Raw genomic sequence first — 13,963 nt, 5'->3', positions numbered from 1 at the left:
CCTGTCAATGACTTGGACACAGCGAAAACGGATCCTATCGTTGTGGGAGCGACTTCAGTCGCGACAAGGACTTGCGATAAGGCACGATCGTCGCAACGAAAGTCGCTCCCAGAAGAGCCGGTTTTTAGAGGTTCCCTGAAGTCGCTCCCACAGAAAAGCCAAAGTAGCTCCCACTCCTTTTCTTTCACTGCGCCTCGCCCGTGCCCGAACTCCCGGAAGTCGAAACCACCTTACGCGGTATCGCCCCGCACCTGGTCGGCCGTCGCATCAGCGCGGTAACGCTGCGCCGCGCCGACCTCCGCTGGCCGATTCCTCGCGAAATCGCCGAACTGCTGCCGGGACAGCGCATCGACGCCATCGAACGCCGTGCAAAATACTTGCTACTGCATACTCGGGCCGGCAGTGCGCTGTTGCACTTGGGCATGTCCGGCATGCTGCGCGTGTTGCCGCCCGATGCCCCATTAGGCAAACACGATCATTTCGATATCGCCGTGCAGGCTTCCGGCAAACAAGGCGCACGCGTACTGCGATTTACCGACCCGCGCCGGTTCGGCTGCCTGCTGTGGCAAGCGCCGGGCACCACGCACGAATTACTGGCCGAACTCGGCCCCGAGCCGCTTACGGACGATTTCGACGGCGAGTTGCTATGGCGTCTTTCGCGCGGACGCAAGGCGGCTGTGAAGCTGTTCCTGATGGACAACGCCGTCGTGGTCGGCGTCGGCAATATCTACGCCAGCGAAGCACTGTTCGCTGCCGGCATCGATCCGCGTCGCGCGGCGGGCTCGGTATCGCGCGAACGTTATGCGCGACTGGCCGCGGAAGTGAAACGGATTCTGGCGTGGGCGATCGAACGCGGCGGCACCACGTTACGCGATTTTCTCAATCCCGATGGCGCGCCGGGCTATTTCTTTCGCGAGCTCCATGTCTACGGCCGCGAAGGCGAGGCGTGCCACACATGCGGCACGCCGGTACGGCAGGTCGTATTGGGTCAGCGCTCGACCTTCTGGTGTCCGCGCTGCCAACGGTGATGCAGCCTTAAAGCGGCCAGCGAAATTCCACGTAGCTATTATTGAACGCCGGGTCGTTCATATCGCCTCCCAATGTCGCCGCCATGCCACCCGGCACACCCTCGGCTTCCAACGGCTGCCCCTCGACGAAGTGCGCACCCAGCGCCTGTAGATCGGCCAGACGCTCGCACAACATGCCCGCGCGATCGGTATCGCGATCCGGCACATTGCGGATGCTGATGTCGGGCCGGCCGAACTTGCGCATGCCGCGGGTATGGATCCACGAACGACCGGGCTCCTCCTCGCCATCGCGCATGATCAACAGATGCGCGCGCGTCGGTGCACCATCGGGCACCAGATAGCGCCGGCGCCACTCGTCGGCGCTGAACAAGCCCGCAATCTGCGGATCGAAAATGGCTGTGCCGCCGACATCCAGCAGGGCCGCCAGCACACCGAACGTATCGCGCAGATAACCCGTGGCCGGGCTATCCTCGATCTGGCCACGGACCACCAGCACCTGCGGCGCGTCCAAGGCGATGCGATAGGCCTCGGCGGCATCGTCTTTCAGCATGCGACCTAAGCTGCCCTTGAGCGGGTAGCCCTCCCATTGCCGCAGGGCGTTATGGTGATAGCTGGTCATGGTCACGCCCGTAGGCAAGCCGTCACTGCCGTAGTCCTGCATCGGTGGACGACCCGCTTCAAAACTGCCGAACACATAGAACTGCAGCAGGATCTCCTCGTCGCTCGGCTGCCAATGCGGGCGCTGCCAGGCGGGGATGATCATGGGCTTGCTCATAAGGAATCCTTGTTGTTTTTATGGCGAGGGCTTACTCGCCTTCGCCCAGCGGCAGCACGGATTGCTGCAATTCGATACGGCCGCGCCCTTCGGTGATTTTCTTGAATTCGGCCCGGCTCACCGAGACATAGCGGTCGTTGCCGCCGATCTCAACCTGGGGCCCCTCGGTGACGGCACGGCCCTGTTCATCTACGCGCACCACCATGATTGCCTTACGGCCGGTGTGGCAGATTGTCTTGATCTCTTCCAGATTATCCGCCCAGGCAAGGAGATAGCGGCTGCCTTCGAACAATTCGCCACGAAAATCCGTGCGCAGGCCATAGGCCAGCACCGGGATATTCAGCTTGTCGACCACGTCGGAGACTTGCCAGACCTGGGCCTTGGTCAGGAACTGCGCCTCGTCGACAAAGACGCAATGCAACGGGCCACGCGCTGCGATATCCGCCTGCACCAGGGCAAACAAATCCTCGACGTTGGAAAACTTGCGCGCATGGGCCTTCAGGCCGATCCGCGAGGCCACCACGCCGTCGCCGAAGCGATCGTCCAGCGCGGGGGTGAGAATCAGCGTGCGCATGCCGCGCTCGTGGTAGTTGTACGCGCTTTGCAGCAGCGTGGTGGTCTTACCGGCATTCATCGCCGAGTAGTAGAAATAGAGCTTGGCCATGGGTACCCCGTACAAGGAGCCCATGGTACCTCCTCGACCGCTCGCCCGCCTTACGGCCCGGCCGACGCCCCTGCCTCTGGTACCATCGGCGACCGTCTTCCGCCGCGTTCCGCCCATGCTCAATCCGCAACAATTGGCCGCCGTCGAACACTGCGACAGCCCGCTGCTGGTGCTGGCCGGCGCAGGCTCCGGCAAGACCTCGGTAATTACGCAGAAAATCGCCTACCTGATCGCCCGCAAGAAGCTTCCGGCGGCCAAGATCGCGGCCATCACCTTCACCAACAAGGCGGCCAAGGAAATGCGCGAGCGCGTGGCCAAGCTGATCAGCAGCGAGGACGCCGCCGCCCTGACCGTATGTACCTTCCATGCGCTGGGTTTGAAGTTCCTGCAGATCGAGCACGCGCGGGCCGGCCTGCGCAAGGGCTTCTCCGTGCTCGACGCCGACGATAGCGAAGGCATCATCAAGGAACTGGCGCCCAAGGGCATCAAGCCCGATGCCTTGTTCGCCCTGCGCAACCTGGTCAGCCGCGCCAAGAACGGGGGCCTTTCGCCCGCCGAAGCACAGGCCGCCGCGCGCAGCCCGCGCGAGATGGACGCAGCGATGATCTACGAGCTTTACCAGGCACGCCTAGCCGCATTCAACGCAGTGGATTTCGACGACCTGATCCGCCTGCCGCTCAATATCCTCGAAAGCGATACCGAATGCCGCGAGGCATGGCGCGAGCGCCTGCGCTACCTGCTGGTGGACGAGTATCAGGACACCAACGACGCCCAGTACCGACTGCTCAAGGCTTTGGCCGGCGAGCGCGGCCGCATCACTTGCGTGGGTGACGACGACCAGTCGATCTATGCCTGGCGCGGCGCCAATCCGGAAAACATCGATCAGCTCGGCAAAGACTGGCCGAACCTGCGCGTGATCAAGCTGGAGCAGAACTATCGCTGCGGCAAGCGCATCCTGCGCGCCGCCAACAAGCTGATCGCCAACAATCCGCACTTGCACGAAAAGAAGCTGTGGAGCGACCACCCGGAAGGTGCGCAGATCCGTGTGCTCGAATGCAAGGAAAACGAACACGAAGCCGAACGTGTCGCCGCTATCGCCACCACACTGGCGGAAAAGCACAAAGCACGCTGGCACGACATCGCCATTCTCTACCGCGGTAATTTCCAGGCACGCCCGCTCGAAAAAGCCTTGCGACTGGCGCGCATTCCTTACCACCTGACCGGCGCCCTGTCCTTTCTGGATCGCGCCGAAGTCAAAGATCTGTTGTGCTATCTGCGCTTGCTGACCAACCCCAGCGACGACGCCGCCTTCCTGCGCGTGGTCAACGTACCCAAGCGGGAAATCGGCGCGACAACGCTGGAAAAGCTCGGCCAGATCGCGCAGAGCAAGCATGCATCGCTGCTAGATGCCGCCCGCAGCGACGCCGTACTGCGCCAGCTTACGCCTCGACCGGCTTCGGCCCTGGCCTCATTTACCGAACTGCTCGATGAGCTACGCAGCGCCGCGCTACACCAAAGCGCAGCCGACCTGGTCGAAACCATCCTCAAGCGCACCGGCTACGCCGCCCAGATCGCGGCAAGCACTCCCGACGTCGCGCTGCGCGAACGCCGTCTTGGCAACCTTCGCGAACTGGCCGACTGGTTCCGCGCGATGCAGAAAGGCAATAACAGCGCTGGCGACCTTGCGGCCCAGCTGGCGCTGCTCAGCCACGCCGATCGTGACGAGCCCGGAAACGCCGTACGCATGATGACTCTCCACGCCGCCAAAGGCCTGGAGTTCCGCTTCGTCTTTATCGTCGGCTGCGAAGAAGGCACCTTGCCGCACGAAGGCGCGATCGACGAAGGGCGTATCGATGAAGAGCGGCGCCTGATGTATGTGGGCATCACCCGCGCCAAGGAAATGCTCACGCTGTCATGGTCGTCCAAGACCAAGCGCTATGGGGAAGTGCATAGCAACCAACCGAGCCGATTCCTGCATGAGCTGCCGCAGGACGATTTGCATTGGCAAGGTAAAGATCCAGAAGCAGATAAGGAAGTGGTGCGCGAGACGGCAGAATCGCATATGGCTAAGATTGCGGCCATGCTCGCTGGAACGCGTTGAAAACTTTGCCCCATCAATTCTTGTGGTGCCGCCTCCGGCGATACCGATGAGTTCTGGGAGAAAAGTTTCTCAGCCACAAGCCGACAAGGAAGATTCAAGCCTCTTCACCAGTGCTTTGCTTGCAGCATCTCCGCCAGACTTCAGGTCGATAAATACGTAATCGTCTCTCTGTTTCTGGCTGATAACGGTCCCGTGGCGATCGCAGGCAACTAATAGCGTGGCCAGCAAGCCTAAACCATATCCTATATATGCTCGTTCCCATCTGCCTAGAACCTCTGGTAAAGGCGTTCGAGCGCCTTTTACCACAACCGGGCTCTTGAGCAGCTATTATCCCGCCATGTCTTCGAGCACCTATGAGCCATGACGGATCCTGCCGAGCTATACCAACAGGCTATCGCCGCGTTTAATCGTCGCAACTGGCCCACGGTGCTGGACATCGCCTCGAAGCTTCTTCCTCTCGCACCGCAACACGATGGCTTACATTATATAAATGGCATTGCAGCCCTCGAGCTCCAACAATTCCCGGTTGCATCAAGGCACCTTGCCCAGGCCGCGCGAATCAGACCAGATCATGCTGGCTACGCGGTACAGCATGCACGCGCGTTGCTCGGGCTGCGGAAGACGAACGAAGCGCTGACGGAAGCTAATCGGGCCATGTCGCTCCCGACGGACGATCCCTCGGTGCTGGACACTCTCGGCGTCGTTTTTTCCCTATGCAATGCTTATACGCCTGCAGTCGAGGCATTCCGACGCGCAGTGGAACGCGCCCCCGACGCTCCGCAACTTCGCTTCAACTATGCGACTGCGCTAGTGGCAAACGGCGATATCGCCGCGGGCGAGAAAGAGGTGCAACGTTGCCTGGACATAGATCCCAGGGCCTGGAATGCACACCTGACGCTCGCGCAGATTCGCAAGCAGACTCCAGAGAGTAATCACATCGAGCGCCTGCTCGGCCTGTTGCCTGAGGCCAGGAAACACACGCAATCATCCATATGCATAGAGCTGGCCCTTGCCAAGGAATACGAAGATATTGGCCAGTATCCGTCAGCCTTCGAGCATTTGACTCGCGGCAAAGCCGCCGCCGGCGCGCATCGTCATTATCGTATCAGCCGTGACGAGCGACTATTCGAAGCGCTGATGGAAGCCTCCCCTCAGCCGCGAACCGTATCGGATGGATTCCCGTCGGACGAGCCGATTTTTATCATTGGCATGCCACGTAGCGGGACGACGTTGGTCGAGCGCATCATTAGCAGCCATCCGGAGGTTTTTTCCGCTGGGGAATTGCAGAACTTCGGCGTCACACTCAAAAGGATGTCAGGAAGCATTACCCCTGCACTTATTGACGACGATACCGTTCGGCGGACTCACAGCATCGATTGGAATCGCCTCGGAAGAGAATACATCGAAAGCACCAGGCCGCTCACCGGCTCAAGAGCGAGATTCATCGACAAGCTTCCGCACAATTTTCTCTATGCCGGATTTATTGCGCGGGCGCTACCGAAAGCGAAAATTATCTGTCTACGACGCAACCCTATGGATACTTGCCTGAGTAATTTCAGGCAATTATTCGCGCTCAACTCGACCTATTACGACTATTCTTATGATCTGCTGGATACCGGGCGCTACTACACTTTGTTCGATCGCTTGATCGCTCATTGGCAACGCGTGGTTCCGGGACGCATTCTGGAGGTCGAATATGAAGAGCTTGTCGAGGCACAAGAAGCCGGATCACGCCGAATCATCGACTTCTGCGGCTTGCAATGGAACGACTCCTGCCTTCACTTCCACGAGAATCAGTCGCCGGTTGCGACAGCGAGCGCCATTCAGGTGCGCGAGCCGATGAATCGGCGCGCAATCGATCGCTGGCGACGATACGAGCCGCAATTGCTCGAACTAAAACGACTACTGTTATCGCATGGCATAACGGTGGCATAAAAAACGGCCCCGTTTCCGGGGCCGTTTCTCATGTAGCTTTCCAGGCTCTTACTTCGCCTGACCGAAGGTGTACTTCGCCTCCAGATACATGGTACGACCGTAAACGTTGTACGTCAGCTCGTTGAACGGCTGCACCGAAGTACCCGGGAAGCTGTGATCTTCCGGCGGCATCTTGTTGAACAAGTTGTTCACCAAGAACGACAGAGCCAGATTCTTTATCGGGTTGTAGGTCACGCTAGCGTTGTACAAGACCCAAGGACGCAGGCGGCGAGCACCCGGCGCGTTGTAGTCGTCGGTAGCTTGCGCAATATAGTTTGGCGTACTGCCATAGCGATTGAAGTAAATCGTGGCACTCCATTGCTCGTTCGGAGTCCACGTCGCCGAACCGTTCACCTTGGACTTGAAGTCCGTGGTGTAGTACGGGTGCCGCAGATAATCCAGTTTCGGATCGCCAGGGTAGGCCTGGTACATATGCTTGAGCACGTCACTGTAAGACGTCTGCAGCGACAGATCGCCAAGCCAGCCCATCTTGATGATGTAGCTGAAGTTAGCGGTGATTGCGTTGACCTGCTCGTTGGAAACGTTCACCTTCGGGGTATAGATCTGCTGAATCTGCCCGAGAAGGCCAGCTTCATTGGAAGTACCGCGAGTGATTTTGGAGAACGCGTTCGCGCATGTTGCCGAGTTTGGATCGAGCTGCTGGATATCGCAGAGGTATTCCGTACGCGACAAGCCGTCGGCGCTTTCCGTATTTACTTCGTTGTTGATGTCCCAATGCAGGTAATCCACGCTGAAGGACATGCGCTCGATGGGCGCCCACACAAAACCGTACGTCCAGACGGTGGCCGTAATGGGCTGCAGCTTGGTGCTGCCGGACTGCTGACCGAAGTACTGCTGTAGATCGTACGGCGACGGGCAGTTGGCAATATTGTTCGGACCGTAACCCAAGCGGGCGCAGTTCAGATAATCCGGCACGCTGGAATAGAAGCCGCTGAGGCCCTGGAACTCATCCGACAGCGTCGGCACCTTGAAGGCTGTGCCGTAGCGTCCGCGCAACAGCAAGGACTCAAATGGCCGATACTCAAGACCAATATTGTACGTGCCGTGGTGCACGTCCTGACCATCGACGTGATAGTTGTCCCAACGGCCCGAGACATCCAACGTCAACTGGCTGAGCAACGGGGCGCGGAACTCGGTTGTCGCTGCATAGCGCGAGCGATGACCGGCACCCTGTACATCGGTGGTACCCCAGATTTCGCCGTCCAGCAAGCGCGGATCGGGAACGTAGGACCAGCCTTGGTTACCGCCCTCGAGCACGACGGCAAGACCGGCGTCGCCGCCGGGCAGGCTAAACAGATTTGCGTTGGTCAACTGACCGCGCAACATGTTGTCCCAGGTCTTTGCCCTCGTCGTGGTATAGCCTGTAAAGCTATTGAAGTCCGCCTGCGAGATCGGTGAATAGAACGCGGCGTAGTTTGGCGAGAACACCGGGTAGTAGTTGTAGATCGGATCCAGGCCAAGCTGCGGGCCCAACACGTGCGTGCGGAAGTAGTCGTCGATCGGGCCATCCAGGCGTTGAAGCGCGCGAGCGCTCAGCTGGTCGTCGGAGTGCGTGAAAGCCAGATCATAATCCCAGTTCGACTGACCGAACGTACCCTTGCCGCCCAGCGTCAGCATGTACGAATTTTCGTAGAACTTATTCATCACGTTCTTGAAGCCGCCGATTTCTTCCGGCGCGAACGCACGCTGAAGATTCACGAGTTGGCCAATGTTCGGATCGTAGAACGAGCCGTAATCGACGCTAGTACCCCACCACAGGAACTGCGAGCCGTTGCTCTGCTTCTGTTCGTCGTAGTTATAGAGCAGATCGCCGTAGAGCTGCAGGTTGTCGCTCACATCGAATGTGGCGTGCGTGTAGATGTTCGCAGTCTTCTCGTCGTTTTTCAGAGTCGCATAACCCGGGCTATTAAGCGAGCCGCAATAGTTGCGACCGCCACTGCGGGTGTACTGCTTTTCTTGACCCTGGAACAAGCTCGTCAAATTCGAGCAGCCGTTCGCTCCGTCCGGAAAGAAGTATTGGCCGGAGATAGGGTTGTATACCAGGAAGTCGCGACCGGCGACGGGTGGGCTCGAAGGATTACCCGTGTAGTATTGTTTGGTGATATCGCGATCGCGCGACCAAATCGGCTGGGTACTTTCGTACTGGCCACCAACGAGCATGTTGAATTTACCGACATTGAAGCTGTCGGCAAAGCTGATGCGGCGATCGGCACCGCCACCATCGGTTGTCCAGCCATAACGCACATCGATACTCGGCGCATCGACCTTTTTCTTGAGGACGATATTGATAACGCCGGCAATCGCGTCGGAGCCGTAGAGCGACGATTGGCCACCCGGAAGAATGTCGATGTGATCGACCATCTCCATCGGAATGCCGCTCAAGTTATTGAACGTGTCGCTGCCGTTGTACAACCCGGGGAAGTTACCCATCGGGCGTCCGTCGATCAGATACTTGGTAAAGCCGACGGGCAGACCAAAGAGGCTCAGCGTCTGCGCACTACCCGTGAACGATGCGGAAGTCTGAGCGCCCTGCACCGCTCCGGTGGCGAACGAAGACTGCTGCAACGCCTCGGCGACCGTGGTGAAGCCACGTGCCTTCATGTCTTCCGCAGTAATTGTAATCGTCGGCGTCGCTGTCTCGACCTGAGACTGCGGAATCAGCGAACCGGTTACCGTGACCGCTTCCAGCCTCTTGGCTTTGCTGCTATCGGGCGACTGACTTTGATCTTGGTTGTTCTGTGCATCTTGCGGCGCACCAGCGGCATACGCGCTGGAATAGCCGACCGCCAAGGCCACCACGATGGCGGCCGTAAGCTTGGACTTCAACATTGGCAACTCCCCTAGCTTTGGTGCATAAAAATTTCCGAGAAGCGCCTCCTCCAGGCTTCCCCTCCCCTCGGAACGTGGCACGACGAGGCTATAAAACTGTCCTCTTTACCTGACCCCAAATTCAGATAAGTCATGCTTGACAACTGTTTAACATGAACATTTTGTTCTCGCAACATTCTGCACCGCATGGTTTTGCGCACCCGCCATCTGCAGATAGTCACTCAACATCATGAAAGTAAAGGTTTTTCCCCTTGCTCTAGAGGGCAGCAACTTCGCTTGCACAAACCTTACAGCAGACTCATGCGAAATTTTCCTATGCTCCAGAAAGCAAAAAGGCCGCGCGAAATTCCCGCGCGGCCTTTCTGGTTGAGGGTGGAACTAACCGATTACAGCGAGAAATCGTACTCGGCGTTGAGCTGCACGTACCGCGGGTTCTGGAAGCTGGTCGGGATCAGGTAGGTGCTGTTGTTGAAGGTGACCGGACCGATCGGCCCAAGGGTCGGATCGGAGTTGTAGCTTGCGTTCTGGTTCTCGTTGACCGTCAACACCTGATGCTTGTTGAACACGTTGAACACAGTGGCGCGGAAAGTCAGGCCCTTCGCCCATGACGGCTTGTATTGGCCATTGAGGTCCAACTGCCAGTAGTTCGGCGTCGTGCCAATAGAGCCGCGAGGGGCGACATGACCATTGGCGCCCGAGGCATCGGTGCAGTACAGATACGGCGAGCCACCGTTCTGACCATAACCGAAGATCTCGTTGTCGATCGGAGCGTCGCCGTAGCAGTTTTCCGGACGGCCGGTCTGGAAGATGAAGTTGGCGCCGAGGGCCCACTCATTATTGATGTTCCAGGAGCCGAACACCTTCACCGTGTGGCGGCGATCGTTTGGCTGGTTGCCATTGGCGCCCGCCATGATCTCCGGATAGTCGAACAATTCCGATGTGCCCGTATCGGCCTGACCGATGTTCGAGTCCACCAAACCTTCGGAGTTACCCCAAGACTTGGCCCATACGTACGACACATTCAGATAGAACTTGTCGTCGAAGTTCTTTTCCGCCGTCAGCTGCAAGGCGTAATAGTCACGCTTGTACTTGGGCTCGCCGATATCCGACGCGCTCAGCTTCACCGGATAGAGCTGGTTGCTACCCGCCACCAGTGGCAATTGCAGGCTGATGCCGCTGCCCGGGTTGGCGATATAGCAGCCCGGCAAGGAGAGGTTGTCACTCGGTGGCGAAAGATCCGTCGGATCGAAGTTCATGCCGTAATGCGCGTTGGCATAAGCCGCAATCGGACGGAAGTCGCACAGGTCGTCCAGTCCGGTCAGCACCTTGCGGTAGATTGCCTTGGCGCCCAGGGTCCAACCAGCCAGCTGCTGCTGTGCGCCGAGGATGAATTCGCGCTGCTTGAACGGCTTGAGATTCTGCGTCGCCACCGATTCGGCATTCGGCGTAACACCGGTTTCGCCGTTGGCATAAAACGCATCGCCACGTGGCGTCAGACCCAGCGGCAGACCGGTAGTCGGATCGATGCTTGTGTAGAAGAACTGCTGTTCCTTGAAGATCGAAGCCGAAGCGCCACGCAACGCCACGCCTGCGTCAATCGGCAGCGAATAATCACCAGCGCTACCATAGATCTTCAGCGACGAATCGCCGTGCACGTCCCAGGCAAAACCCAGGCGCGGCTGGATGTTATTGCCCTGACGGACATAGCTCTGGCCCAGACCGTTCTTGTTGTTGAACTGGTCGTTGCGCACGCCAATACGAGCGATGAAGTTATCCGAGATATGCCACAGATCCTGAGCGTATTGCGCACGCTGGATGATGCTGACCCGCGCGCCCGTACCGAACACTTCCTGAGTAACGAAGTTATCGGCCGGATCGACGCTGTCGGTGTTAGGCAGCGAACTATAGGTATAGACCGCACCGCCTTCGAACGTGGTACCCGTGTTGGACGAGGTCACGTCACGCGTGTAACCGAACGTCAGATCATGGTCGCCAAGCTTCCATTCCAGGTCCAAACGACCGCTGGAACGGGAATCTTGACCGTTATCGCTGTTGATCTGACCGCCGGGCACGAAAGCGCAGGACTGGATCGGCGCCACCTCGCCATTCTTAACCGGGGTGCGCGCGTCGACGATGACCGGGCAACCGGGGGCCGATGCGGCATTAGCCAGATTGCCGTCGAAGCTCTCGACCACACCGTTAGCCGCAATAGCCGTATTGATGCGCTTGTTCTTGCTCTTGCCATACTGCGCGGTGAGGGTGAAATCATCCGTCAGATAGCTGGTGTACTTGAGGATGCCGGTCTGGCCGCCGGACTTCTCGCGGAACACGCCCTGTTGATCGAAGTGATACGGGTTGTTATTCGAATCGAAACCGTAGTTGTAGATGTCGAAGTCGGTGTGGCGCGTATCGTTGAACGCAGTCAATTCGAGGATATTGCTCTCGTTGATGTTCCAGTCCATCTTCAACAGCCAGTAAGGATCCTTCTCCTGAGCCGACTGAAACCCGCCACCGTTGGTACCGCCATTGGGAATGTACCCGGCATAATCCTGATAGTCCGTCTTGGTCTGGCTGACCAAGCCAAAGATAAACAGCTTATCCTTGATCAGCGGACCGCCCAACCAGGCACTCCACCTATTGGTGAAGTCGACCGGACCGCCGGTGTTGCTGTTACCGATGGCGAAATTCCGGCTGCCGCTGTTGATTTGAGAAATCGTGCCGTTCTTGTTGTAAATGGTTGGCAGGGTGGCCTGTAGCGAACTGGGGTTCCAGGTATCGTCGATACCGCCCTTCCACTCGTTGGTACCGCGCTTGGTCTGCACCGAGGTCACGCCGCCGGTGGAGTTACCATATTCCGGACCGAAGCCACCGTCCTGAATATTGATCTGATCGATCGCTTCGTACGGGACCTGTGCGAAGCTCAGGGAGTCGAACTGGTTGGTAACGTTGAAACCGTTGACATAGTACGAGTTCTCCGCGACCGACGAACCGCTGAACGACGCGAGATTGCCGAAGGCAGAGTCGCCCTTTGTCACACCCGGAGCCAGCAGCGCTACCGCAGTCACGTTGCGCGCGATCGGCAGCTCTTTCAGTTGGTCGGCAGTGAAAGTCGTCGTGGTCTGCACCGAGGCGACGTCGATGGCAGGCACAGAATTCGCCTGCACGGTGATCGAGCCGAGCTGCGTGGTATTGGCCGACGAAGCGGCCACAGCCGCGCTTGCGGCGTCCAGGTTAAAACCTGTACCCGCGCCAACGGTGATATCTCGAGTTACCTGTTGGCCCTTTTGAGTATAGGTAACGCGATAGTCGCCAGGATTGAGCGCCGAAGCGCGGAAACGACCCTGGTTGTCGGCCGTGACCGTACGCACCTGGCCGCTGCCCAAGTTGGTCAGCTGAACCTGCGCACCTGCATCGGCCGTGCCGTAGGCCGAACCCACAGTGCTCTGAGCCATAGCACCGCCGGCGTAGACACCGAGCGCCAAAGCCACGGACAAGACAATCTTTTTACGCGCGAAATGTGCGTATTTCATGGACATGATGTACTCCCCTCAAAAAAACGAGAAAAAACAGCCAGCCTAACTATCCCTATAGGGTTAGGAGTTCTGAATCGGCCTGTGATAATTCGCGCGCTCGTACCCCACGAAATGCGCTGCGAATTCCCTCCACATCGAAAGACCGCTGTGGCCGAGAATTGCCTATTCGGAGCAAATGTTCAAGTTTTGTTTTTTCTCACGAAAATCCCGGATTTTTCAGCTGTTTCGACAAGTTCTTGCGCGTCGAAATTTCATGCATAAAGGCAATTTCTTGCGGAGTATAAAAACCGATCTTTCTAGATTTTATAATCCAAAAAAATTAGACAACCATTTTTTCTTAAAATAAGAAATCATTTTTTGAAAACTATTCGACTTGGCACCCGAGCCGCCCTTGACCTGCCCGGCATGTGGCTCGGTTGCTTGTCATCGAAGATGTCGCGCATGGTTTCGGGTGACGGAAGCGACACCCTCCACGCCCTGGCCTACCGACAAGGCATGACGCGAATCCTTACCTCGCCGCGCTTAACGACGATGTGTTTGCATTTGGTTACGATTGCAACAAAATTCTACGATTCGACTGAATTTGCGCGGGCGTCGTCCGGACCGTCGACCTCTTCTTGCGATCTGTCATGCGGCGTCTCCGAGATGAATGCTCGGACTATTACGTCACTTTGACGCCCGACGGCGCACTCGCGCTGTCACCAGGATTGCGCGCTCAAATCAGCCGCTCCCGCTCGAGCTCATTCTTGAGATAGGCATAGTAAATCGGCGCGGCAATCAACCCGGGCAGGCCGAAGGCCGCCTCCATCGCCAACATCGCCACCAGCAGTTCCCAGGCCCTTGCACGGATCTGCGTACCGACGATGCGCGCATTGAGGAAGTACTCGAGCTTGTGGATCAGGACCAGAAAGCCCAGTGCGGCCACGCCAACCCATAACGATACCGAGAGGCCCGCCACGGTAATGGCGGTGTTGGAGATCAGGTTACCGATCACCGGCAGCAGGCCGGCGATGAAGGTCACCAGGATCAGGGTCTTGG

7 protein-coding genes and 1 pseudogene are annotated in these 13,963 nt (G+C 58.1%); 3 read left to right on the top strand and 5 right to left on the bottom strand.

All coding sequences use genetic code 11. The features are described 5' to 3' along the window. The first annotated feature begins 200 nt into the window (after positions 1 to 200). Positions 201 to 1,028, top strand: a complete 828-nt coding sequence (gene mutM, locus VIM98_RS09710) for a bifunctional DNA-formamidopyrimidine glycosylase/DNA-(apurinic or apyrimidinic site) lyase (protein WP_331992899.1) — start codon at positions 201 to 203, stop codon at positions 1,026 to 1,028. A gap of 7 nt (positions 1,029 to 1,035) precedes the next feature. Here mutM and VIM98_RS09705 read toward each other — a convergent pair whose 3' ends face one another. Both VIM98_RS09705 and VIM98_RS09700 read right to left on the bottom strand, forming a co-directional pair. Next, the gene (locus tag VIM98_RS09705; protein ID WP_331992898.1) at positions 1,036 to 1,803 is read right to left on the bottom strand and encodes a hypothetical protein; all 768 of its coding nucleotides are present in this window, start codon (positions 1,801 to 1,803) and stop codon (positions 1,036 to 1,038) included. Between the two features lie 31 nt (positions 1,804 to 1,834). Beyond that, positions 1,835 to 2,467, bottom strand: a complete 633-nt coding sequence (locus tag VIM98_RS09700) for a thymidine kinase (RefSeq protein ID WP_331992900.1) — start codon at positions 2,465 to 2,467, stop codon at positions 1,835 to 1,837. A gap of 115 nt (positions 2,468 to 2,582) precedes the next feature. Here VIM98_RS09700 and VIM98_RS09695 point away from each other — a divergent pair, with 115 nt between their 5' ends. Together VIM98_RS09695 and VIM98_RS09690 are read left to right on the top strand one after the other, a co-directional pair. Continuing rightward, a complete protein-coding gene (locus VIM98_RS09695; RefSeq protein ID WP_331992897.1) occupies positions 2,583 to 4,568 on the top strand; it encodes a UvrD-helicase domain-containing protein in 1,986 nt (661 codons plus the stop codon). A 360-nt stretch (positions 4,569 to 4,928) separates the two neighbouring features. Continuing rightward, a complete protein-coding gene (locus tag VIM98_RS09690) occupies positions 4,929 to 6,503 on the top strand; it encodes a tetratricopeptide repeat-containing sulfotransferase family protein (protein WP_331992896.1) in 1,575 nt (524 codons plus the stop codon). Positions 6,504 to 6,551: 48 nt separating this feature from the next. Here VIM98_RS09690 and VIM98_RS09685 read toward each other — a convergent pair whose 3' ends face one another. The 3 genes and pseudogenes from VIM98_RS09685 to VIM98_RS09675 form a co-directional block, all read right to left on the bottom strand. Further along, on the bottom strand, positions 6,552 to 9,392 hold the full coding sequence (locus VIM98_RS09685) for a TonB-dependent receptor domain-containing protein (RefSeq protein ID WP_331992895.1): 2,841 nt from the start codon (positions 9,390 to 9,392) through the stop codon (positions 6,552 to 6,554). A gap of 386 nt (positions 9,393 to 9,778) precedes the next feature. After that, on the bottom strand, positions 9,779 to 12,928 hold the full coding sequence (locus VIM98_RS09680) for a TonB-dependent receptor (protein ID WP_331992894.1): 3,150 nt from the start codon (positions 12,926 to 12,928) through the stop codon (positions 9,779 to 9,781). Between the two features lie 712 nt (positions 12,929 to 13,640). After that, positions 13,641 to 13,963 (bottom strand): annotated as a pseudogene (locus VIM98_RS09675) (hypothetical protein); the annotation flags it as partial.

Source organism: Dyella sp. (genome assembly GCF_036568765.1).
Lineage (GTDB): Bacteria > Pseudomonadota > Gammaproteobacteria > Xanthomonadales > Rhodanobacteraceae > GSA-30.
The sequence above is the reverse complement of the archived record's forward strand: the minus strand, read 5'-3'. Positions and strand labels throughout refer to the sequence as shown.